The organism is Polaribacter glomeratus (assembly GCF_002954665.1).
Classification (GTDB): domain Bacteria; phylum Bacteroidota; class Bacteroidia; order Flavobacteriales; family Flavobacteriaceae; genus Polaribacter; species Polaribacter glomeratus.
Genome location: NZ_MSCM01000001.1, coordinates 238,138 through 261,706, shown reverse-complemented (window position 1 = coordinate 261,706; position 23,569 = coordinate 238,138). Strand labels below are relative to the sequence as shown.

Below are 23,569 nucleotides of genomic sequence, written 5' to 3'. Positions count from 1 at the left end.
TTAGATTAAAGCTGTTCTCTAAGTCCAATATCTTCTAGTGGGCTGCGTCTTTTTTCTTTTAATTGTTTAAAATGAGAAGGTGTAAGTCCTGTAACTTTTTTAAACTGATTAGATAAATGTGCAACACTGCTATAATTCATTTTATGTGCAATTTCTGTAATATTTAATTCATCATAAATAATAAACTCCTTTACTCTTTCTACTTTATGAAAAATAACAAATTGCTCTATCGTGGTTCCTTGTACTTCCGAAAATAAATTTGCTAAATAAGTATAATCATAACTTAATTTATCACTTAAAAAATTTGAGAAATTTACTTTAATTGTCTCATCAGAATGATGAATCATTTCAACAATCACATTTTTTATTTTTTCAATCAGCATTGCTCTTTTATCGTCCATTAATTCTAGACCCGATTTTAGCAACTCTTCTTTTAATAAAATACGTTCTTCTTCTGTAATATTTTCCATAATTTCTACTTTACCCAATTCAACCGGAGTAAAATGAAATCCATGTTTTACTAAGGCTTCTTTCACCACCATTTTGCAGCGATTACTTACCATGTATTTAATATATAGTTTCAAGAATTTTTCTTTTTTTTTTTACAAGTTACAACAATATCAACTTAAAATAAGGTTTTCATTATATTGTAAATTGTATACATTAAAACGGATGCTAGTTTTTTAAATTTAACAAAAAAAAACATCAACAGCTTTGACTATTTTAAAATTTTAGCCTTTATTTTTTTTATCACAGGAAGCACATCTAAAGGTTTATCTGGCAAGCTATCTCCTAATAAAAATCCCCAAGGTTTTAATGAATCTATATGATCAAAAATAACTTTTATAACTGCTAAAAGCGGAATGGATAAAAACATACCCGATACACCCCATAATGCGTTTCCTGCAATAACCACAATAATAGCAAAAAGCGCGTTTATTTTTACTTTGGATGAAACAATTAAAGGTACAATTACATTATTGTCTATTAGCTGAATAATATAATAGAAAATAAGCACGTATAAAGCGTATAAACTTGTTGTTTTAGTGGCCAAAGCAACCATCATTGGCAACGCAACTGCTACCAAGCCACCAATATATGGAATAACGTTTAGCAAAGCCCCAAGTATTCCTAATAAAATGGGATATTCAATACCCAAAAATAAAAGAACGGTAATGTTGAGACCCGCAACAATAAAAGCCTCTATAATAAGGCCTGTAAGATATTTATGAATAACCGTTTTTGTCTCAGAGATAATTCTACTTACTTGTTTTTGATCTTGACTTACAAACGCTCTATGAATAAATTCGATGAGTAATTTTTTATAAAATAATAAAATAAAAACATATACAGGAACCAATAGCATAACCACAATCCAATTACCTAAAACAAAAAGAGTTTGACCAACTTGGTCATTACTAAAACTTAGTGCATCTGTTTTGGCTTTTAAAATCCATTGTTGCACTTTCCATTGACTAAGATCAAAATATCTAGAAATCCATTTTGTAGATTCGTTGAGCATTAATGTAAACTTATCTACAAGAATTGGCCAAGATTTACCAAACTCACTTAGTTGCCTAAATATTAAAAAAGCAATGGCAAAAGTGATCATAAATGTAAGAAATAGTGTAAAAATAATTGCCACTACTCTGTTGATTTTTAACCGCTCAAAAAAGTTTACAAAAGGATGCAATAAAACAGCAATCATAACAGCAAAAATAATTGGAACAATTATATCTTGAGCAATCGATAGCATACTGATAAGTAAATAAAATCCTACTAAAAGAACCGTAGCTTTTATATAAAACGGCTGTGAATGATACGTATTTTTATCAACTTTTAAAATAGGATTCATTAACGCAATTTATTTTTAGTTTTTTTAACTTTAGATTTTATTATATTTCTAGTAGTTAATCCTTTTTCTGGCGCTATTAAAATTCCTGCTGTTGCACCAATAACTAAGCCTACTAAAAGCCCCTTTATTCTGTTATTTATTTTCATTCCTTTAAATTTATAATTAGATGTTTACTTAGCACAAATATCTATTGAAGGTAATAAACCTAACTTATATAATTCCTCTATAATATTACATTATTCACACATTTTCATAATTTTATTTCATAAAAAAAAGTATTCTAGCAGATAAATTTGAATTGATGCCGTTATAAAAATCATTTTTTTTTAATAACTCAAATTTATATTTCTAGTTGCAAATAAATATAAACTACATTTGAAAACTTATAAAGCAAATAGTTCTGTATATTATTTTTGGCTTTAAAGAACTAAAAAACACATCACGGATTATTAAAAAAATTAAAAGCTTTTACAAGCAAAAAAATAAAAAAAGTTATGAAAAATTTATTTGGAATTTTACTATCAACAATACTTCTATTTACAAGTTGTGGAATTAATAAAGGAATTGTAAAAGGCTCTTTATGCTACCCGTCTGATTATATACCAGAAATGAATGTGTATCTTAAAAACATGGACAACAACAAAATCTATTTGACTGATACTAAACAAGGCCAAAAAACATTTAGATTCAAAAAAATTGTTTCTGGTAATTATGTTGCATATGCGTACACTAAAGACTCTATTGCGATGGAATTGAACGGAAACTCTTTAAAAGCTAGTGGCGGATTTACAAAAGCTGTTGATTGCGGTTTAACTGTTAAATGCAACGATCACAGATTAGTGAAATTTGAAGTTAAAAAAGGTAAAACAGTAAATTCTATAAGTATTTGCGATTGGTATGGAGCTCTGGTTCCTAAAGAAAAGTAAAATTAGTTTACACTAAAAAAAGTGCTCTTTTAATAAACAGCGCTTTTTTATTTGCATTAAAAATTAATTATTAACCTTTTTTTAAAGGTTTAAAAAAGTGTGAAATATGTAATATTCTCTAAAATTTATGTAACATTTTAAGATTAAAAATTAATGACCTTTGTATCGTAATAATTCAATTACATCTTAATTTTAATAGAAATGAAAACTTTAAAAATAGTATTGCTTTTTGTAGCCATATTTGTAATGAATTCTACAAATACATATTCACAAATTCAGTTAAAAGTAAATATAGCAGAACAACCTTTGTGGGGACCAGTATCTTACAATCATGTAGAATATTATTATTTGCCAGAATATGATATTTATTATAATGCACCCAAAGCACAATTTATCCATAGAAAAGGAAATAAATGGATAAACGCAAACTCATTACCTTATGAATATAGAAATGTAAATTTATACTCAACCTACAAAGTGGTAATTAATGATTCTAAACCTTATTTAAAACATAATTATTACTCAAAAGAGTATAAAGGTTATAAAAATTACCGTTCAAAACAAGGCAGTATAAGAGATAGTAAGGATTCTAAGTATATGGTAATCATAAACCATCCAAATAATAAAAAGTATAAAAAACAATCAAATCATAAATCTGATAAAAAGGATTCTCACAAAAAAGACAAACACTAATAAAAAATTAAACGCTTTAAATAAACTAACTTTTTTTTGAAAAAGCAATTAATATAAATTAAATATTTTTTATAAATGTTTGTAAATCTTCTATATCTAAGCTAATATTAACACCCTTTAAAATAGGTGTTTTAAAGGGTGTTAATATTAATTTCTAAGTTGATTTTTTTTTTAAAATTTATATTCTTTACTGTTTTATTTTTGAAATAATTTTTCAGAAAAAACTTTCTATCAGTTTAAATTAATTTCAAGCGCTGTCTAAATTATGTTCTGGATAATTTGTTTTTTAAAAAATATCACTGTTTAAATAATCAGTTAAAAAACCTTTTTCATAAGCTTTGTAGTATTTAAAATTAAACTCAACTTTAGATACATCATTTTCGTTTTCAGTATTACAAATAGTGCTAATTGCATCACAAAAATTATAATGACTAATTGCAGGCATTACTGTATCAGTATCAATCATACAAACACCTTTAAAATCTTTATCGAAAAGTGAGTTTTAAATTATTGTAACTTTATGAGTTACTCAAACAGTAATTTTGCTAGCTTCTTTTAACATTCGTAAAATGTGCATTTCATCCTTTAATTCAGCAACAACTTTAGTGTATTTCTTGGCTTTTAGCAATGTACTTTTTTAAAGCACTTTTAACTTAAAATGCACAACGGGTTTAAAGAACTTCTTTCTAAAAATTTTCTGGCTTAAAAGGCTGTTTTTCTATAAATAGTAAACTATTATTACAAATGCTCACCTTTAATAATAGCACACAGAAATAGTTTAATTTATTTTTTTAAACCTATCAATAGCCAATAATAATTGTTTTTTAATATCAATAAAAGTAAATTTTGATTTATGTTTCATTAAGACTTTATACTCATTATTAATGCCTTTTTTAAAACTGACGATAAACCATCCGTTAGGAAAATATACTTTTAATACTTGGTTTTCATCTTGCTGATATAAAATAAACTCACCACTTAACCAATTAATGAGTCTATCAAAATCTTGACTATTTTCTATACAATCACTCCAAGAAGTTTCAAGATAAGAGTTATTGTTTGTAATGCTCATTTATATATAATTTTAGTACTAAATTACAAGACTCTTTTTCTCACTTTTAAAACCTTTAGAATTTCCATCTCACAAAAGCTTCCATGGCTGCATAATGCGCCAAGCCTAAAGCATCATATAAACTTGCTGTTTCTTTATTTCTATCTTCAGCACGTTGCCAAAATTCTCTACTATCGGCACCTTGAAAAACCACACCATCTTTTTGAGATTGATGTTTAAAAATTCCTTTTCTTTTTTCTAAAACTTGAGCAGGTCCCATAGGTACAGCCATTTCTATTTCATCAATTCCCCATTCTTGCCAAGCACCTCTGTATAACCAAACCCAACAATCATCCATGAATTTATTAGGTTTTAGTTGTTTAACTGCAGAAAAAACAGCATCTAAACAAACCTTATGCGTTCCGTGAGGATCTGCTAAATCTCCAGCAGCATAAATTTGATGCGGTTTTATTTTTTCTATTAACGCAGCTGTAATTTTAACATCTGCAACTCCGATTGGGTTCTTTTTAACAGCGCCAGTTTCATAAAAAGGAAGTTCCATAAAATGAATCTGTTCATCAGGAATTCCAACAAAGTGACTCGTAGCTCTAGCTTCACCTTTTCTTATTAAACCTTTTATATATCTAACTTCTGCAGTATCAATTTCACTTGATTTTTTATTCTTTAAAAAAGTTGCTGCTTTTTTATAAATGTTTTCTGCTTCTTTATTTTCTAAGCCAAACTTATCATTATAATCGCAAACAAAACTAGCAAAACGCAAAGCTTCATCATCTGCAACAGCAATATTTCCTGATGTTTGATAGCCAACATGTACCTCATGACCTTGTTCATGCAATCTTTTAAAAGTACCGCCCATACTTATAATATCATCATCTGGATGCGGACTAAAAATAAGTATTCGTTTTTTACTTGGCTCTGCGCGTTCTGGACGTTTAGTATCATCAGCATTTGGTTTTCCTCCTGGCCAACCTGTAATAGTACTTTGTAATTGATTAAATATTTTTATATTAATGTCATAAGCAGGACCAAAATCTGCTAATAAATCGCTCATTCCATTTTCTATATAATCAGCATCTGTTAACATTAAAATTGGCTTTTTTAAATTTAGAGCCAAACTTAAAACTGCTTTTTTACTTAATTTATCTGTCCAAGTAATTTTTTCAACTAACCAAGGTGTATTGATTCTTGTTAATTTAGATGCTGCTGCTTTGTCTAAAATAAAAGTTGCATTTCTATGTTCTTGCAAATAAGAGGCGGGTACTCTACTTGTAACTTGATCTTCTATAGACGCTTTAATAATACTAGCTTTTCTTTCTCCCCAAGCCATTAAGATTACTCTTTTGGCTTCCATTATTTTTTTAACACCTAAAGTAATTGCAGTTCTTGGTGTTTTATCTAAACCAGAAAAATCACCACTTGCAGCAACTCTAGTAATGTGATCTAAGGCAACTAAACGTGTTTTAGAATTTTGTAAAGATCCAGATTCGTTAAAACCAATATGGCCATTTCCACCAATTCCTAAAATCTGCAAATCAATGCCGCCTACAGCTTCGATTCTCGCTTCATATTGATCACAGTAATCTCTAATTTCTTCTTTGGATAAAGTACCATCAGGAACATGACAATTTTCTGGTAAAATATCGATATGATTAAACAGCTGTTCTTGCATAAAACGCACATAACTATTTATAGAATCGGGTTCCATAGGATAGTATTCGTCTAAATTATAAGATACTACATTCTTAAAACTTAAACCTTCTTCTTTGTGTAAGCGCACTAATTCTGCATACAATCCTTTAGGCGAAGAACCAGTTGCTAAACCTAATATACAATATTGTTTTTGTGCTTGTTTTACTTTTATAAGATTCGAAATTTCTAACGCAATAGCTTTTGATGCAGATGTTGCTTCTTCAAAAACTACAGTTCCTATATTCTCAAATCTTTTTTCGAAACCTGTTGCTTTGTCTATTGTACTTTTTAACATTGTGCTGGTTTTAAGTTTTAGTTATTGTTTTTTAAAATTCTTTCTAATACCCAAGTGGTATGTAATGCTGTTTTTCCTGTGGATGGATGCGCTTTATCTGCTATTAAATAATTCTTCATATTTTCGACATGACACAATTGAATATTTTCAGGATTCTTAATGAGTAGACTTTCTTTATAGTCTCCATGTTCTAAAACTATCGGTTTTTCATCAAAAACAGAAAAAGTTATTTTACCTTTTTCCCCATAAATGGCAACAGTATCTTCTCTTTTTTCGGATGCAAAATTCCAACTACCAGAACCTGTTACGCCAGATTCATGAATCCAGCTTGCTGTAATTGAATCCATAGCGGTGTATAAACCTTGCTGATTAGTTGCAATTCCTTGTGCATTTTTAACATCGCCTAATAGATGTATAAATAAATCGATTCCGTGAGATGCTAAATCATCAAAATAGCCGCCATAAGCAATCTTACTATCTGTGCGCCAATTGTAGTTTTTAGAGAGATCTATAGCATTTGCTGGTTTGCTTAAATGCCAATTTATATGTCTTATTTTTCCTATTTTATTAGTATCGAGCCAAGATTTAACTTTAGCAAACCTTGGTAATGACCGTCTATAATAGGCCACAAATAAGGGTATTTTCTTTTCTTTGAAAGCAGTATTTATTTGCAAACATTCTTTATATGTTGTTGCCATCGGTTTTTCAATACAGCATATTTTACCAGCTTCTGCTACTTTTAACGCATAATATGCATGAGAATCTGGTGGTGTTGCAATATAAATGGCTTCAATTTCTGGGTTATTTATCAAAGCATCTGCATCGCCGTAAAAGTTAGCAACATGATGTCTAGATGCATAGTCTTTTGCTTTCTCAACATCACGTCTCATCACAGCGTGTAAATCAAAACCATCAACCATTTTGTATGCAGGTCCGCTTTTAATTTCTGTAACGTTTCCGCAACCAATAATTCCCCATTTATAAACTTTTGCCATTGTATTCTAAAGAGTTTTTATATTTTATTTTTAGGCTTTATTATTTACTCCAATTTTTAATTTTATGTCCCCAAATTGCAAAAAATAAAATGATGAGATAACAAGGAATTAAAACCCAATAACTACTTGTTGCTGCGGATGCCAGCGCATCTAATTCTTGAACACCGTTGGTTATTAATTCGTGTTTAGTAGCATCAACAATTCTACCATACAAAGGCGGAATAATTGCACCCCCAGAAATTGCCATAATTAAAAGTGCAGATGCTGTTTTTGTAAATTTACCTAATCCTTCTAAAGTTAAAGGCCAAATTGCGGGCCACACTAATGCGTTTGCAATACCTAAAGCGGCTACAAATAAGATAGATGTAAAACCTGTTGTATTTAAAATGCAGAAACTAAAAATAATTCCTAAAATTGCACTTGCAATTAAGGCTGTTTTTTGTTTTATATATTTAGGAATTAAGAAAACACCTAATGCGTAGGTTGCAACCATTGCCATTAAAGTATATGTGGTAAAATACTTTGCTTCTTCGCCTGTAAACCCTAATGAAATTCCGTAAGAAATAATTGTATCGCCTGCAATAACTTCTGCACCTACATAAACGAATAAAGCTAAAACACCCAACCATAAATTAGGGAATTGAAAAATGCTTGTTTTTGCTGTTTTACCTGCTTCTAACACTTCTGTTTCATCTGCTTCAACATTTGGTAAAGGTGCTTTTCTTATTAAAATTCCTAGAAGAAACAATACAATTGCCATAACCACATATGGCATAAAAACACTGTCTGCCATTGTATCTAGCAATACATTTTTTTCTGCTAAAGTTGCGCCGCTTAATTTTTCTTTTGTTTCATCAATTCCTGACAATAATAATGCACCAAAAATTAAAGATCCTAAAGCTCCTGCGGTTTTATTCGCAATTCCCATAATTGCAATTCGTTTTGCACCACTTTCTATTGGGCCTAAAATAGTAATGTATGGATTAGCTGCAGTTTGCAAAATTGTCATTCCAATTCCTTGAATAAAAATACCTGCTAAAAATACCCAATAGGTTCTTGCTTCTGCTGCAGGAATAAATATCAAAGCACCAATTGCCATAATTATTAATCCTAAAGACATCCCTTTTTTGTAACCTATTTTATTTAGGATATAAGAAGCGGGTAAAGCCATTACAACAAACGAAATATAAGAAGCCGATGCTACTAAATAAGATTGAGCATCTGTTAACTCGTTTATGGTTTTCATAAAAGGAATAAGCGCCCCATTTATCCAAGTAACAAAGCCAAAAATGAAAAATAAACTTGCAATAATTACAATAGCTACGGTGTTATTTTTTTTATTCATTTTTTAAATTATTTAGATATTAATTGATTGTGATAAAACACGATTGTTTCTTCTAATGCGTCTTGAATTGTATATTGTGGCTGAAACCCTAATTTGTTAAATTTTTCTGGATTGGCCTGAGAATGTTTTATGTCTCCTGCTCGCTCGTCTAAAAACTTAATTTGTGATTTAGAGTTTGTAATACTTATTATATTTTCTGCCAATTCAAGAATACTTGTGCTGTGCCCCAGTGCAACATTGTACGTTCCGCTTCCTTTAGTTGATGCCAAAATATTTGCTTTAACAACATCTTTTACATAGACAAAATCTCTTGTTTGCAAACCATCACCATAAATAGTTATAGGTTCATTTTGCAACGCCTTATTAATAAAAATTGGCACAGCTGCTGCATACGCAGATTTTGGATTCTGTCTTGGTCCAAATACATTAAAGTAGCGCAAAGAAGTAGTAGGAACATTCCACTGGTCTTCATACATTTTTAAATAATATTCGCCATCTAACTTTGTTATTGCATACGGCGTCATTGGTTCTGAAACCATCGTTTCTACCTTTGGTAATATTGGGTTATCACCATAATTTGCTGCGGATGTAGAAAGTATTACTTTACAGTTTTCTGTTTCTCTTGCAGCATCTAGCACATTAAGTGTACCTATTGTGTTAATCGCTACACATTCACTAATTTTTGTTAATGACTCTGGAACACTAACCAAAGCTGCTAGATGAAAAATTGCACTCGCATTTTTAGCAACCTCTTTTACCAAATCCTTATCTCTAATGTCTCCTTCTATAAATTTAACATTAAGATTGTTTAAGTTTTTAGTAAATCCGGTTCTTAAACTGTCTAAAACCGTTACCTCGTGTCCTTGATTAGACAAAAATTCTGCAATATGACTTCCTATAAAACCTGCTCCTCCTGTAATTACATATTTTTTCATCTTATGGTTGTTTTAATAATTTTTCAGAAAAACTTTCTATCAGTTTAAATTGATTTTTAGCCCTGTCTAAATTATGTTCTGGATAATTTGTTTTGTAGTAAATATCATTGTTCAGATAATCTGTTAAAAAACGAATGGCCATTATAAAAATCATTGTTTTTGCTGCTAAAGGCAAATACTCTAATTCTATTTCCGTTAAGGAATCTTTCGTTTTTTCTAGAAAACCTTTTTTATAAGCTTTGTAGTATTCCAAATTAAATTCAACTTTAGATAGGTCTTTTTCGTCTTCTGCTGCTGTGTTACAGATAGTTCTAATTGCATCACCAAAATCGTAATGAATAATTCCGGGCATTACCGTATCTGTATCAATCATACAAACACCTTTAAGGTTTTTATCGAAAAGTGAGTTTGATATTTTTGTGTCGTTATGAGTTACTCTAACAGGAATTTTGCCGGCTTCTTTTAACGTTTGTAAAATGTGCATTTCCTCCTTTAATTCAGTAACAATTTTGGTGTATTTTTCGGCTTTTATCAATCTACTTTTTAAAGCACTTTGAACTGAAGATGCATATTGACTAAAACGAAAAGACATGTCGTGAAAATTAGGTATCACATCGATTAATTTGCTACTATCAAAATCTGATGTTACGTTTAAAAAATCTCCTAAAAGTTTACCGCCTTCGTACGCAATCTCTTCATCTTTTACAATTTCGTACGTAACACTATCGTCAATAAAAACCATTACATTCCAAAAATCTCCATTTTCTTGATGGTAATAAAATTCGGTGTTTTTTGTTTTTACAAAACTTAACACTTTGTTACTTAAATCTTTTTCTAAAAGGTTTGGATATTTACTTCTTATATGTGCACTTATTAACACTTTGTTATTTACTAAACCAGGAACATCTTTAAAAATAATATGATTTATTCTTTGAAGTATATACTCTTTGTTTCCATCAGTTTTTATAAAAAAAGTATCATTAATATGACCAGAATTTATTTCTGTATGATAAACATAATTTGATTGATGGTCAAACTCATTAAAAATAGATTTTATAATTTCTGCTTTCATATTAATTCCATAATTTAGTTGGGTATACTCCGTTTTCTTTCAATTTATTAATCTCCTTCTGAGCCTTTTCTTTGTCTTCGCTATAGGTAACACCAAACCATTTTGAGTCTGATTCTAAAACTTTTACAGATGCTTTTTTAGATGCTAACATTGTGTTTACAATGGTTGGCAAGTAAAATTCTGCTTTTAAATTCTGTTTGTTATCCTCTAAGAAGCTTAAAAACAACTCATTACCAAACTCAAAACATTTAGGTGTAAATCCCCAGAAATTCATAGAAACCGTTGTGTTTTGATCAATAGGAAACATTACTCCGTTTTCATCTTCACTTTTTAGAACACCATCAATTTTCTCTATTCGCACTCTTTCTGTAACGTCTGTTAAAAAACCATTTTCATCAACAGTGCATTCTCCTCTAGAAACATATCCATTATCTGAAACCGTGTTTTTTAAAGAATAGGCAACCATACTAAAATCGTAACTGTTTTCGTCTGTATTTCTTAATTGTTCTGCAATAGCATCAAAAGCCTGTCTACTGTAAAAATCGTCTGCATTTATAATTGCAAAATTTTCTTTTACAATACCTTTTGTCATTAATAATGCATGCCCTGTTCCCCAAGGTTTTACTCTTTCTAGATTGATGTATTTTTCGGGTACAATTTCTAGTTCTTGATACACATATTCTACAGCTACTTTACCACTTAATTTTTTATTAAAAATGGTTTTAAATTCTTTCTCAAAACTTTTTCTAATGATAAAAACCACTTTACCAAAACCCGCTTGAACGGCATCATATAAAGAAAAATCTATAATAGTGTCGCCTTCTGGCGTAAATGTATCCATCTGCTTTAAACCACCATATCTACTACCCATTCCTGCTGCTAAAATTACAAGTGTAGGTTTGTTGTTTTTTATCATAATCACTTAATTTTGATAGGAGTTATTTTTAATATTTTAAAATACAATCGATTGTATTTTAAACAAAAGTATACTATATTTTTTATAAATCCTAAGAATTTTTAAAAAATGTGTTCGAGCACACTTTTTCAAATGTTTTTTTTATATTTGCCTCGAAAATGAAATATACAATTAAAAATATTGCTGAATTAGCTGGAGTTTCAAAAGGAACGGTAGATCGAGTGCTTCATGAAAGAGGAAAAGTGTCTGCAAAAGCTTTAGAAAAAGTGAATGCCGTTTTAAATGAGATAGACTACAAACCAAACTTGTTAGCTAGAAGTTTAAAAAAGACAAGAAATTATCATATTTGTGTTGTTTTACCAGATTTTAATAAAGATCCCTATTGGTCTCCTTGTAATGAAGGTATTGAGGAAGCAATAGAAGAATTTGCATCTTTTGGTGTTTTTATTGAACCCTTCTTTTTTAATCCGAATGATATAAAATCTTTTATTAAAGTTAATAAAAAGGTTTTAGAACTATTGCCAAATGCTGTTTTATTAGCGCCATTATTTTATAAAGAAACCATAGAGATTATAAACAAATATGCACTTTCAAATATTATTGTTAGTAAATTTAATAACCAATTAGAGATTAATAATACACAAAATTTTGTAGGTCAAGATTTATATAAAAGCGGAAGAATTGCAGCGAGTTTAATGAAAGAAATAATTTCAAAAAATGCAACTATTGCTATTATAAATATTGATGAAGACAGTAACAATGCTATCTATGTTCAAGAAAAAGAAAAAGGATTTAGAAGTTTTTTTAACGAAATAGAAAGTTACAATATTGTAACTTGGAATTGCAAACAACAAGATATTGATGCCAAATTATTAGATTTTATAAATGAAAACATAGCCTTATCTGGTATTTTTGTTACAACGTCTAAAGTTTATACAATTGCAGAATTTATTAAAAACAAAAAAATTGAGCATATAAAAGTAATTGGTTATGATTTATTAGATGAGAATATGCTGTATTTAAAAAACGGTATCATCAATTTTTTGATACATCAAAACCCTAAAAAACAAGTTTATCTTGGTTTAACATATTTAGTAGATTACTTTCTTTTTGATAAAGAAATTCCGGCAAAAAGTCTATTACCAATAGATATTATTACTGCAGAAAATCTAGAAACTTATACCGAGAATTAATTATAAATGTAAAATCTTTATTTTATGATTTATAAAACTCAAGGTATTTAGGTTTAAATTACTTAAACTGATATTAATTGATGCTTTTATATATCCATTTTTATCAGAAATTAAAATAGCTAATACTAAAAAAAAACTAAAAATTAATTTTTATTAAGTTACTTGTTTGTACTGTTCTAGATAAAAGTGTTACCCTTAAATTATACTTTCTAAAATTAACATTAATTTCTATTATTGAAATAAAAATAACTTCAAATTATTTAAACAACAAAATTGTCTAAAAAAAACCTTGATTTAATATTGATTTTGTAAAAATAGTTATTTAGACAAGCTCATTTATCAATTAAAATTATGATCCTTTTTAGACAATCTTTAAATAAAATATAAACTGTATTATTTTACGCTAACTTTTAACGGATTATTAATCTGTTCAGAAAAAATATTTAAATAAGTTTCCCAAGCTTCTTTAGATTCAAATTGCTTGCTTTTTAACCAACCAAAACCTGCGTAATAAACTACCTTGTTATCATTTACATTTAAATGCGCATATGCATTACTTAAATCTTTAGTTTCTACGTCATAGTTTTCAAAACTCTTATAAGTGCTTGTATCAGCAATAATAGCAGTTCCTAGTTCAGAATCTGCGTGAGGTTGCCAATAACTTACCCAACCATTTTCATTATTTCCTGTAACTTCTCCATCTTTTTCATGTAATGTTAAACCTGCCGAAATTGTATTGGTTCCAGAAATATTTGTAGAAAATTTAGAGAAATTACTTCCTAGATCTAAACTAATTATTTTAGATTCTGTTATTTTATTTCCAGCAGCATCCCAATCTTCATATTCTAAATAAAAGCTAGTTCTTAAAGGGCCTGTTGTAATTGTTCTCCATTTTGTATAGTTTTTTGATAAATAATACTCTTCATCAACTTTTACAGCAATACCTCCTACACCTCTACTTACACCTACGTGAAAATCGTCTAAACCCTCACCTGTATCTTTATGGTAACTTCCTGTTTTATCAACCAAAGTTTCTTTGTACCATTTGTTAATAATTGGGTATTCTACTCTTTTTAGCCAAGCATCAACTCCGCTAGATAAGGTTCCGCCAGGAATATTATCTTCTATCATTTTTTGAGCAACCGGTCCATAAACTCTAAAAGCTACTTTGTTGTTTTCCCAAGTATAATCGTCTGTTCTTTCTGGCACAAAACGAGAGTAACATAACGCATCTGCCTTTGGTTTTTCTAATTCTGTAAGTTTTACAACTTCAAAATTAACTTCTGAATTCGGACTTATTTTTGGTTGAAACAACAACTCATCCATTATGCCATCTCCATCTAGATCTACTAACTGAGTGACTAAAAGTTCTCCTGTTGCTGTATTTTTTATTCCTACTAAAGATAAATCATTGGTATTTAAAGATGATTTATTAACTTCTATAGTTTCAAAACTACGTTCAAAATCTAAGCTATTTTTTACAGTAATAATTGTTGTTTTTTTTGCAATTCCACAAGAAAATAAAAGTGTTACAACTAATAAATAAGACAGCTTTTTTATAATGTTCATAATTAATTATTTTTTAATTTGTTGACGAAATAAAGATAACGGATACAAAAGTTTTGCAATGTTCGCAAAAACGTTTTGTATATAAGCCTTAAAGATTTTAAAAACCTTTGAGGTTTTAATTTTGTTTACTGCAAACTGGTAACTGATTATTCATTAGCCGGTTTACCAATCGTTGCTAAAATTCCACCATCAACATAAACAATATGTCCGTTTACAAAATCACTAGCTTTAGAACTTAAAAATATTGCAGCACCTTGTAAATCTTCTGGATCTCCCCAACGTGAAGCTGGTGTTCTTTTAATAATAAACTCGTTAAATGGATGACCATCAACTCTAATTGGTGCAGTTTGACTTGTTGCAAAATAACCGGGACCAATTCCGTTTGTTTGAATATTAAACTTAGCCCATTCTGTTGCCATACTTCTTGTTAGCATCTTTAAACCACCTTTTGCTGCAGCATAAGCACTTACAGTATCTCTACCAAGCTCGCTCATCATAGAACAAATATTGATAATTTTACCACTTTTTCTGGCAATCATTCCTTTCACAACATGTTTAGAAACGATAAAAGGAGCCACTAAATCTACATCTATTACTTCTTTAAAATCTGCAACTTCCATGTCTACTAGCGGTGTTCTTTTTATGATTCCTGCATTGTTTACCAAAATATCAATCGCGCCCACTTCTTTTTCAATTTTTGCGATATTTTCTTTTACAGCATTTTCATCAGTAACATTAAAAAGGTAACCATAAGCATCAATTCCTGCTGCTCTATATTTTTGAACAGCTTCATCTAATTTTTCTTGTGATGAGTTTCCATTCACCACAATTTTAGCTCCGGCATTACCAATTCCTGTTGCCATTGCCATTCCTAGACCATGAGTTGCACCCGTTATTAATGCCACTTTTCCTGTTAAATCAAATAAATTAATTGACATATTTTTTATTTTTATTGATTATCTTAATTCGTTAATTTTACAATGATCCATATCACCATAATCTAAATTTTCACCAGCCATCCCCCAAATAAAAGAATAACTACTTGTACCAGAACCAGAGTGAATAGACCAAGGAGGAGAAATTACTGCTTGGTTATTTGCCATCCAAACGTGTCTTGTTTCTGTTGGTTCGCCCATAAAATGACAAACAGCTTGATCTGAAGGAACTTCAAAATAAAAATACACTTCCATTCTTCTGTCATGCACATGAGCAGGCATTGTGTTCCAAGAACTTCCTGGTTTTAAAGTTGTCATTCCCATTTGTAATTGACAAACATCTACAACACTGTTTACAATGTATTTTCTTAATGTTCGTGCATTTGCGGTTTCTGCAGAACCTAATTCTATAGTTTCAACATCGTTTCTACCAATCTTTTTTGTTGGAAATACTTTGTGAGCAGGAGTTGAGTTTAAATAAAATAATGCAGGATTTTGAGCATCATCACTTGAAAATTCAACATTTTTATTTCCTTGCCCAACATATAATGCCTCTTTATGTTCTAAAACATAATCAGTTCCATCCACAGAAACTTTACCTTTTTGTCCAACATTTATAATTCCTAATTCCCTTCTATCTAAAAAATTTTCAGACTTTAAAGCATCAATAGTTTCTAATTTTAATGGCGTTTTTGTTGGTACAGCACTTCCGGTAATAAAACGATCATAATGCGAGTATACTAGGTTTATGGTATTTTCAACCATTAAGTTATCAATTAAAAACTCTTCTCTAATTCTTGCGGTGTCGTAGTTTTTTACATCTTTTGGAGATGCAGCATAACGTGTACTATAGTTTGTTTTCATAATTGTATTTTTATATTAAATAATGAAGATTACTTTCTATACTTAAATACAAAAGTAATAAAAATTATTAAAATACAATCGATTGTATTTTAATAATTTTATATTTGCTTAACTATAAAGTGAATAATATGTTTAAATTCACTGATTCATAATAAAACTAACAATAAGCGTATTTTTTAAGAATGGATACTAATGAAGTAACAATACATCACATTGCTGAAATTTTAGGAATAAATAGTTCAACTGTTTCTAGGGCATTAAATAACAGCCCAAGAGTAACACAAAAAACAAAAGATAAAGTTTTAAAGAAAGCAACTGAATTAGGGTATCAAAGAAACCATTTAGCTTCTAATTTACGTAAAAGCAAAACATTTACTTTAGGTGTAATTGTGCCAAGAATTTCGCGTCATTTTTTTGCTTCTGCCATTGCGGGCATCGAAGAAACTGCTTTTAAAGCTGGTTATAACGTTATTATTTGTCAGTCTTTAGAAAGTTTAGAACGAGAACAAAGTATTATAAATACGTTATTAGCAAACAGAGTTGATGGTGTTTTAATTTCTATTTCTATGGAAACTAAAAATTACGATCATTTAAAAGGACTAAAACAAAGAAGCATACCTTTTGTTTTTTTTGATAGACATTGTAACATTTCTGGAAATAGTAAAGTTGTTATCGATGACTTTGATGCGGCTTTTAAAGCCACAGAACATTTAATAAAGAAAAAAAGTACAGAAATTGCTCATTTTTCTGGGCCTCAAAATTTAGAGATTTATAAAAACAGATTTCTGGGCTACAAAGCTGCTCTAGAAAAATATAGCGTTCCGTTTAGAGAAGAACTCGTTATAACTTCTAGCTTAATGGAACATGATGGTGCAGAAAATGTAAAAAAAATGTTGGCTTTGCCTTACAAAGTAGATGGTTTATTTTGCGCAAATGATGTTGTTGCTATTGGCGCAATTCAATATTTAAAAAGTGTACATGTAAAAATACCAGAAGACATTGCTATAGTGGGTTTTAGTAATGAAACAACTTCGTCTGTTATAGAGCCCGCTTTAACAACTATTAATCAATCTGGGCTAGAAATTGGTAATGTAGCAACAAGCTTATTATTACAGAAAATTTCTAACGAAAGCAAAAAAAATAGTAATGAAACCATCATAGTTAAAACAAATTTAATTGAACGCAAATCTTCATTGCGAAAGGTTTAATAATTATTACATTTTTTTTTTAGACAACTAGATACATTTAATTTAAAAATATAGATGAAACTTAAGAATATACTATTTTCTCTCTCTTTTATATTGATTGTATTAATAGCGAATGCTCAAGATTTTTCTAGCAAAAATCAGTTATTAAAATTTAAACAATTTTCTTTAACAGAAGGTTTATCACAAAGTTCAGTTTTATGTATTCTTCAAGACTCTAAAGGGTTTCTTTGGTTTGGAACTAGAGATGGTTTAAATAAATATGATGGTCATACTTTTACTTCTTACCGATATAATTACAAGGATAAAAACAGCATTAGTAATAGTTATATTAAATGTTTGCTAGAAGATAAAAATGGTTCTATTTGGGTTGGTACAAATAACGGTTTAAACAAATATATTACTCAAACAGATAATTTTATAAGATACAAAGGCTCTAATATTGATGGCAGTTTAATCAATAATGAAATTTGGAGTTTAGCGGCTACAAAAACGGCTTATATTTGGATAGGAACAAATGAGGGCTTAGAAAAGTTTAATATAAATACAGGTAAAAGCAAACATATAGTAGATAAAACACAAATTTCTACAAAAAATCAAATTAGATCATTATTTGTTACTTCAAACAATAATTTATGGATCTGTAATAGAGAAAACATAACCATTTATAATGATCAAAAAAAGCAACCTCTGTGTTGCCTCTTCGAGGTGGAAAAGGTTGGTTATATGAAGGCGGAATTAGAGTTCCGTTATTGATAAAACCTGCAAATTATTTATCAGAAAACACGATTAATAATACACCTGTAATTGGTCATGATTTTTTTCCTACAATACTTGCGCAAGCAAAGATTAAAATTGATAAAAATTCTATTATTGATGGTGTCGATTTATCAGAAATTCTTAAAGAAAATGGTGAAATTGACAGAAAAGAATTGTTTTGGCACTATCCTCATTATCATGGAAGTGGTTGGGCGCCTGGTGCAGCAATTAGACAAGGAAACTGGAAATTAATTGAATTTTATGAAACGGAAACTGTAGAATTATATAATCTACAAGAAGATATTTCTGAGCATAATAATCTTGCAGAACAACATCCAGCAAAAGTAAAGTTGCTTTTAAAAAGGTTATATGAACTTCAAAAAAACGCGAATGCAAATACAGTAACTATTAATAAAAACTACTAAATTATGTTTAAAGCACTTTATTTATCTTCTTTATTTTTGGCTATTATTTTCTGCGGATGTAACGCTACATCAGAAAAAATAATTTACAAAGATGTTTTAAATACTTCTAAAAATTGGGTTGTAGAACAACAACCAAAAGGAACATCTACTTTTAAAAATAATACGCTAGAAGTTATTGATGCAAAAGGTTGTACCATTTGGTTTAAAAATAAATTAGAAGGCAATATAAAAATTGAATACGATATTACAATTATTAATGAAGGTGGTTCATACGATAGAGTTTCTGATATGAACTGCTTTTGGATGGCAAATGATCCAAATAATTTAGATGCTTTTTTTGAAGATTCAAAAAACAGAATGGGCCTTTTCCCTAATTACCATCACCTAAAATTATATTATGTAGGCTATGGTGGTCATCATAATACAAAAACTAGGTTTAGAAGATATAATGGAAATATCAACAGACCCTTATTGGCAGAACACGATTTATCCGATAAAAAATTTATGATTACTGCTAATAAAAAAATGCATATAACAATAATAGTAAAAAATAATAGCACAAGCTATGCTAGAGACGGCAAAATCATCTATAAAGTTATCGACTTAGAACCTTATAAAAAGGGTTACTTCGGATTTAGAACTGTAAATAACCATATGTTAATTGAAGATTTTAAAGTAATTCAATTATAAAATAGTTTAGTTTTTAGTTAAAAATAAAATTCTGTAATGAAATTAACATCAGTAAATAAAAAAACCTTTTTTATTATTTTCTCAATATCTGTTTCTCCTACTTTTATTTTTGGTACAAAAGACGATATTTATTTTAATAGCACACTTATATTTGCCAAATACTTAAAAGAATTAAATTGCAATTTAAAGTTACAAACACTAATCTATGGCGATCATGGTTATGGATTAAGAAAAGAAGATGTCGCAGCTTAAACTTGGCTGATTCTAGCTAAAAAGAAGCTAAATTCTACGAACTAAAAAAATATTAAAAATTGGAAACTTACAAAGTAAAATCAACAAAAGTAAAAGAGATAATTATTTTTGGTGATGGAAATCATCCAATCTGGAAAGAAGCTAATTCTTTAACCAATTTTTCTTCTCCTTGGAATGATCAACTCGTAAAAAAAATTGAATTTAAAGCTATTCATAATTCAGAAAAAATCTATTTTCAATTTAAGGTTGATGATAATCAAACATTCACTTATCCATCCGAAGATAAAAACGATAGTATCAATAACTCTGACAGGGTAGAACTGTTTTTTAGAAGTGATGATTCTTTAAATCCATATTACTGTTTAGAGATTGATACATCTGGTAGAATTATGGATTTTAAAGCAAAACCAAATAAAGAATTTGACTTTAATTGGAATTGGCCAAGCCAAGAAATAGAAGTGAAATCAACGGTACATAAAAATTATTTTATCGTAGAAATTGCAATTTCTATTCAATCGCTAAAGGATTTAAAACTACTTAAAAACGGCTTAATTGAAACTGGAATTTACAGAGCAAAATACAATCAACAAAAAGATAACTCATTTCTTCCAACTTGGATAACTTGGGTAAATCCAAAAACAGAAACTCCAAATTTTCACATATCTAACTCTTTTGGTGTTTTAAAGCTTAAATAGTAGACTCTAAAATTCTTTTTAAAATTGAAGGCAAGGCTTTATAACTAAATTGTTTTTTTTAAAACTTTTTTCTCATACTTCTACTCACATTTTATTAACGTATAAAATAATTAATTTAGTTATTTAACATAGATATTAGCTACTTAAAAACTGTTGTATCTCTGCGCTATCCAATTTAATTCCTAAACTATGGTTTATGCAATTACTTCTTTGAATTTAAAAATTTATGTTTTTCTGAATTTTTATTGATAAAGATACACTGCAATAAAAAAAATGAATCTCATTTATAAAGATGGAACTTTGTAAATTTAGAGGCTGCCGAAATCATGGAACAGACTTTTTAAAATAACAAGCAAAACTAAACTTAATTTTTTATACATTTTAGTGATTTTTTTGGTTTTGTAGAAAAGTAAAAACCCTTTAAAACATATGTTTTAAAGGGTTTTGGTGTTGATTGATAATCAATCAGCGGAGAAAGAGGGATTCGAACCCCCGGACCTGTTACAGTCAACAGTTTTCAAGACTGCCGCATTCGACCGCTCTGCCATTTCTCCAGAAGTCTCATCAGGTATTCCCTGAATGCGGATGCAAATATAGAAACCTTTTTCATTATAGAGAAATAAAATTTTACATTTTTTGAATATCATTTAAAATATTTTATATCTTACTAATAATCAACGGTTATAAAAACAAAATTTATCTTAGAAATCATGTAGAAATAGCACAGACTATGTAATATCTCTACATAGTTTACTATATTTGCGTAAATAATAATATCAAATTTATGTCTTTTAATTCTTTCGGAAATCTTTTAAAAGTTACAACTTATGGTGAATCTCACGGAACTGCTATTGGCGGTGTAATAGATGGCTTTCCTGCGGGATTAGAGTTAGATTTTGAATCAATTCAAGAAGAATTAAATAGACGCAAACCTGGTCAGTCTAAAATAGTTACACAACGTAAAGAACCAGATACGGTTGAGTTTCTTTCGGGTATTTTCGAAGGTAAAACTACAGGAACTTCAATTGGTTTTATTATAAAAAACACGAACCAAAAAAGCAAAGATTACAATCACAACACAAATGTGTACAGACCCTCTCACGCCGATTTTACTTATGACAAAAAATTTGGTATCAGAGATCATAAAGGTGGCGGAAGAAGTTCTGCTCGTGAAACAGCAAATTGGGTCGTGGCTGGCGCTTTGGCTAAACAATTAATTGCAAGTATTAAAATCAATGCTTTCACTTCTTCTGTTGGTGATATTTTTCTTGATAAACCATATCAAGATTTAGATTTTACAAAAACAGAAAACAATATCGTTCGCTGCCCTGATGAAGCATCCGCAGAAAAAATGATTACCAAAATTAAAGAAATAAGAAAAGCTGGTGATACCATTGGTGGCACAATTACTTGTGTTGCTCAAAATGTTCCTGTTGGTTTAGGTGAACCCATTTTTAATAAATTGCATGCAGAATTAGGTCGTGCAATGTTATCCATTAATGCTGTAAAAGGCTTTGAATTTGGTAGTGGATTTTGTGGTGCAAAAATGAAAGGTTCTGAACACAATGATATTTTTAATGCTGATGGTTCTACACAATCTAATTTATCCGGAGGAATTCAAGGTGGTATTAGCAACGGAATGGACATTTATTTTAGAGTTGCTTTTAAACCTGTGGCAACTATTATGACAAACCAACAAACCATAAATTCTGATGGTGAACTTGCAGAAATCACTGGAAAAGGAAGACACGATCCTTGTGTTGTGCCCAGAGCTGTTCCTATTATAGAAGCATTAACAGCATTAGTTTTAGCAGACTTTTGGTTAATAAATAGAACTAGAACCGTCTAGTTTCTTTCCTTTTTATTAATGAAATTTTAGGAAATAGATAAATTTAGTTTTATTTTTATACTTTTTGATGAAAAAAAATAAAAATTATTTCATCATTAAAAGTGTTTAATTTAGAAATCATATTACAGTGAAAAATAAAAGACTTTATTTTATTGACATCATTAGAGCTTTTGCTATATTAATGATGTTACAAGGACATTTTGTAGACACACTATTAGCACCACAATACAGAGACTTAAATTCCATTCCCTTTTCAGTTTGGTCTTATTTTAGAGGTATTACTGCTCCAACTTTTTTTACCATATCAGGGTTAATTTTCACCTATTTATTGCTAAAAGCAAAAGAAAAAGGTGAAACGAATTTAAGAATGAGAAAAGGTCTTATTAGAGGATGTTTTTTAATTTTTGTGGGTTATTTAATTAGGATTCCTATTTTAAAATTTTTAATTGGAGAGTTTAGTACCTATTTTTTGGTAATAGATGTCCTTCAATGCATAGGTTTAAGCTTAATTTCTATTGTTATTCTTTATTATCTGTGTTTTAAAAAAACAATTATTTTTTCTGTAGTGACCCTATTTCTAGGTTTTTTTATTTTTTTAACAGAAAGAATGTACTTCAATTTAAATTTCGAAAATTTACCCATCGTTTTTAGTAATTTTATATCAAAAGCTAATGGTTCTGTTTTTACAATTATACCTTGGTTTGGCTATGTTGCTTTTGGTGCATTTATAGCAACATTGTTTCATGGATATCTTAAAAAACCTAAGTTTAAAACAATTATAATATTCTCATTTTTTATTACAGGATTTACACTAATTTTTTACTCAACACCAATCTTAGCTTCTATTTATAGGTTAACTCATGTAAAGATATTTTTAGAATCTGCTGGCTATAATTATTTATTTACAAGATTAGGTAATGTGTTAATCTACTTTGCATTTTTCTATTCGCTAGAAAAATATCTTAAATTGCCTTTAATACTAAAGATTGGTCAAAAGACATTATCTATATACGTTATACATTTTATTATAATTTACGGCAGCTTTACAGGTATAGGTTTAAATACTATTATTGGCAAAACTTTAACGCCTATACAAGCAGTGTTTGGAGCAATTATATTCTTAATTTGCGTGTGTTTTATTTCATTTTATTACGTAAAATCCAACGCATTTTTATATGCACATTTAAGGCGTTTATTTGATAAATTGAAAAAGATATTTTAACTTCCAAGTGCTACTTTCTGTATGAAATATATCGTATCTTTTTTATTTATATTTTGTTTTAAACTAAGTTATTCTCAGGTTCTATATCTAGATAAGACATTTAGTGTTTCAAAAAAAA

At 29.1% G+C, this 23,569-nt stretch carries 25 protein-coding genes and 1 tRNA gene; 11 read left to right on the top strand and 15 right to left on the bottom strand.

The genetic code is table 11. The annotated features are described in order from the left end of the window. Nucleotides 1–5: 5 nt before the first annotated feature. The 3 genes from BTO16_RS01125 to BTO16_RS01115 all read right to left on the bottom strand — a co-directional run bounded on the left by BTO16_RS01125 (nucleotide 6) and on the right by BTO16_RS01115 (nucleotide 2,001). Nucleotides 6–563 (bottom strand): helix-turn-helix domain-containing protein, encoded by a 558-nt coding sequence (locus BTO16_RS01125; RefSeq protein ID WP_105019846.1) that lies wholly within the window; start codon nucleotides 561–563, stop codon nucleotides 6–8. A gap of 155 nt (nucleotides 564–718) precedes the next feature. After that, nucleotides 719–1,855 carry an AI-2E family transporter gene (locus BTO16_RS01120; RefSeq protein ID WP_105019845.1) on the bottom strand — a complete coding sequence of 379 codons (1,137 nt, stop codon included), beginning with the start codon at nucleotides 1,853–1,855 and terminating at the stop codon, nucleotides 719–721. After that, nucleotides 1,855–2,001, bottom strand: a complete 147-nt coding sequence (locus tag BTO16_RS01115; RefSeq protein WP_105019844.1) for a YtxH domain-containing protein — start codon at nucleotides 1,999–2,001, stop codon at nucleotides 1,855–1,857. The genes BTO16_RS01120 and BTO16_RS01115 overlap by 1 nt, the downstream gene beginning before the upstream one ends. A 348-nt stretch (nucleotides 2,002–2,349) precedes the next feature. Between BTO16_RS01115 and BTO16_RS01110 the strand changes: the two genes are divergently transcribed. Both BTO16_RS01110 and BTO16_RS01105 read left to right on the top strand, forming a co-directional pair. Then, nucleotides 2,350–2,781, top strand: a complete 432-nt coding sequence (locus BTO16_RS01110) for a hypothetical protein (RefSeq protein ID WP_105019843.1) — start codon at nucleotides 2,350–2,352, stop codon at nucleotides 2,779–2,781. A 201-nt stretch (nucleotides 2,782–2,982) separates the two neighbouring features. Continuing rightward, a complete protein-coding gene (locus BTO16_RS01105; protein ID WP_146105323.1) occupies nucleotides 2,983–3,474 on the top strand; it encodes a hypothetical protein in 492 nt (163 codons plus the stop codon). Nucleotides 3,475–3,760: 286 nt separating this feature from the next. Here BTO16_RS01105 and BTO16_RS17710 read toward each other — a convergent pair whose 3' ends face one another. The 8 genes from BTO16_RS17710 to BTO16_RS01065 form a co-directional block, all read right to left on the bottom strand. After that, complete coding sequence (locus tag BTO16_RS17710) at nucleotides 3,761–3,940, bottom strand: hypothetical protein (protein ID WP_211298186.1); 180 nt, start codon at nucleotides 3,938–3,940, stop codon at nucleotides 3,761–3,763. 312 nt (nucleotides 3,941–4,252) lie between these two features. Further along, on the bottom strand, nucleotides 4,253–4,546 hold the full coding sequence (locus BTO16_RS01095) for a hypothetical protein (protein WP_105019841.1): 294 nt from the start codon (nucleotides 4,544–4,546) through the stop codon (nucleotides 4,253–4,255). A gap of 55 nt (nucleotides 4,547–4,601) precedes the next feature. Beyond that, on the bottom strand, nucleotides 4,602–6,530 hold the full coding sequence (gene nagB, locus BTO16_RS01090) for a glucosamine-6-phosphate deaminase (protein WP_105019840.1): 1,929 nt from the start codon (nucleotides 6,528–6,530) through the stop codon (nucleotides 4,602–4,604). Nucleotides 6,531–6,547: 17 nt separating this feature from the next. Next, nucleotides 6,548–7,525: a Gfo/Idh/MocA family protein gene (locus BTO16_RS01085; RefSeq protein ID WP_105019839.1), complete on the bottom strand. Its 978-nt coding sequence runs from the start codon at nucleotides 7,523–7,525 to the stop codon at nucleotides 6,548–6,550. 40 nt (nucleotides 7,526–7,565) lie between these two features. Then, nucleotides 7,566–8,870, bottom strand: a complete 1,305-nt coding sequence (locus BTO16_RS01080) for a sugar MFS transporter (protein ID WP_105019838.1) — start codon at nucleotides 8,868–8,870, stop codon at nucleotides 7,566–7,568. A gap of 8 nt (nucleotides 8,871–8,878) precedes the next feature. Then, nucleotides 8,879–9,805, bottom strand: coding sequence for an NAD-dependent epimerase/dehydratase family protein (locus BTO16_RS01075; RefSeq protein ID WP_105019837.1), 927 nt, complete (start codon nucleotides 9,803–9,805; stop codon nucleotides 8,879–8,881). Between the two features lies 1 nt (nucleotide 9,806). After that, on the bottom strand, nucleotides 9,807–10,877 hold the full coding sequence (locus BTO16_RS01070; protein WP_105019836.1) for a phosphotransferase enzyme family protein: 1,071 nt from the start codon (nucleotides 10,875–10,877) through the stop codon (nucleotides 9,807–9,809). Between the two features lies 1 nt (nucleotide 10,878). Then, nucleotides 10,879–11,793, bottom strand: coding sequence for a nucleotidyltransferase family protein (locus tag BTO16_RS01065; protein ID WP_105019835.1), 915 nt, complete (start codon nucleotides 11,791–11,793; stop codon nucleotides 10,879–10,881). Nucleotides 11,794–11,951: 158 nt separating this feature from the next. On the opposite strand from BTO16_RS01065, the gene BTO16_RS01060 reads away from it, so the two are divergent. Further along, nucleotides 11,952–12,986 (top strand): LacI family DNA-binding transcriptional regulator, encoded by a 1,035-nt coding sequence (locus BTO16_RS01060; protein WP_105019834.1) that lies wholly within the window; start codon nucleotides 11,952–11,954, stop codon nucleotides 12,984–12,986. Nucleotides 12,987–13,379: 393 nt separating this feature from the next. On the opposite strand, the gene BTO16_RS01055 is transcribed toward BTO16_RS01060, so the two are convergent. The 3 genes from BTO16_RS01055 to kduI all read right to left on the bottom strand — a co-directional run bounded on the left by BTO16_RS01055 (nucleotide 13,380) and on the right by kduI (nucleotide 16,354). Continuing rightward, entirely contained in the window at nucleotides 13,380–14,555 is a 1,176-nt protein-coding gene (locus tag BTO16_RS01055) for a DUF4861 family protein (protein ID WP_105019833.1), read from the bottom strand. A 146-nt stretch (nucleotides 14,556–14,701) separates the two neighbouring features. Beyond that, on the bottom strand, nucleotides 14,702–15,493 hold the full coding sequence (locus BTO16_RS01050) for a gluconate 5-dehydrogenase (RefSeq protein WP_105019832.1): 792 nt from the start codon (nucleotides 15,491–15,493) through the stop codon (nucleotides 14,702–14,704). Between the two features lie 18 nt (nucleotides 15,494–15,511). After that, on the bottom strand, nucleotides 15,512–16,354 hold the full coding sequence (gene kduI, locus BTO16_RS01045; protein WP_105019831.1) for a 5-dehydro-4-deoxy-D-glucuronate isomerase: 843 nt from the start codon (nucleotides 16,352–16,354) through the stop codon (nucleotides 15,512–15,514). Between the two features lie 182 nt (nucleotides 16,355–16,536). Here kduI and BTO16_RS01040 point away from each other — a divergent pair, with 182 nt between their 5' ends. The 6 genes from BTO16_RS01040 to BTO16_RS01015 are packed head-to-tail and all read left to right on the top strand — an operon-like array spanning nucleotide 16,537 to nucleotide 20,380. Beyond that, on the top strand, nucleotides 16,537–17,562 hold the full coding sequence (locus tag BTO16_RS01040) for a LacI family DNA-binding transcriptional regulator (RefSeq protein WP_105019830.1): 1,026 nt from the start codon (nucleotides 16,537–16,539) through the stop codon (nucleotides 17,560–17,562). A gap of 54 nt (nucleotides 17,563–17,616) precedes the next feature. Next, the gene (locus tag BTO16_RS01035) at nucleotides 17,617–18,315 is read left to right on the top strand and encodes a ligand-binding sensor domain-containing protein (RefSeq protein WP_105019829.1); all 699 of its coding nucleotides are present in this window, start codon (nucleotides 17,617–17,619) and stop codon (nucleotides 18,313–18,315) included. Further along, nucleotides 18,252–18,743, top strand: coding sequence for a sulfatase/phosphatase domain-containing protein (locus BTO16_RS01030; protein ID WP_105019828.1), 492 nt, complete (start codon nucleotides 18,252–18,254; stop codon nucleotides 18,741–18,743). Before BTO16_RS01035 ends, BTO16_RS01030 begins: the two co-directional genes overlap by 64 nt. Before the next feature lie 3 nt (nucleotides 18,744–18,746). Then, nucleotides 18,747–19,433, top strand: coding sequence for a DUF6250 domain-containing protein (locus BTO16_RS01025; protein ID WP_105019827.1), 687 nt, complete (start codon nucleotides 18,747–18,749; stop codon nucleotides 19,431–19,433). A gap of 36 nt (nucleotides 19,434–19,469) precedes the next feature. After that, entirely contained in the window at nucleotides 19,470–19,685 is a 216-nt protein-coding gene (locus tag BTO16_RS01020) for a hypothetical protein (protein WP_105019826.1), read from the top strand. A gap of 59 nt (nucleotides 19,686–19,744) precedes the next feature. Beyond that, nucleotides 19,745–20,380, top strand: coding sequence for a carbohydrate-binding family 9-like protein (locus BTO16_RS01015; RefSeq protein ID WP_245891913.1), 636 nt, complete (start codon nucleotides 19,745–19,747; stop codon nucleotides 20,378–20,380). Nucleotides 20,381–20,849: 469 nt separating this feature from the next. On the opposite strand, the gene BTO16_RS01010 is transcribed toward BTO16_RS01015, so the two are convergent. Further along, nucleotides 20,850–20,934: transfer RNA gene (locus BTO16_RS01010), tRNA-Ser, on the bottom strand. Nucleotides 20,935–21,164: 230 nt separating this feature from the next. Between BTO16_RS01010 and aroC the strand changes: the two genes are divergently transcribed. Both aroC and BTO16_RS01000 read left to right on the top strand, forming a co-directional pair. Beyond that, nucleotides 21,165–22,229, top strand: a complete 1,065-nt coding sequence (gene aroC, locus BTO16_RS01005; protein ID WP_105019825.1) for a chorismate synthase — start codon at nucleotides 21,165–21,167, stop codon at nucleotides 22,227–22,229. Between the two features lie 127 nt (nucleotides 22,230–22,356). Then, nucleotides 22,357–23,451, top strand: coding sequence for a heparan-alpha-glucosaminide N-acetyltransferase domain-containing protein (locus tag BTO16_RS01000; RefSeq protein WP_105019824.1), 1,095 nt, complete (start codon nucleotides 22,357–22,359; stop codon nucleotides 23,449–23,451). The last annotated feature ends 118 nt before the right edge of the window (nucleotides 23,452–23,569 follow it).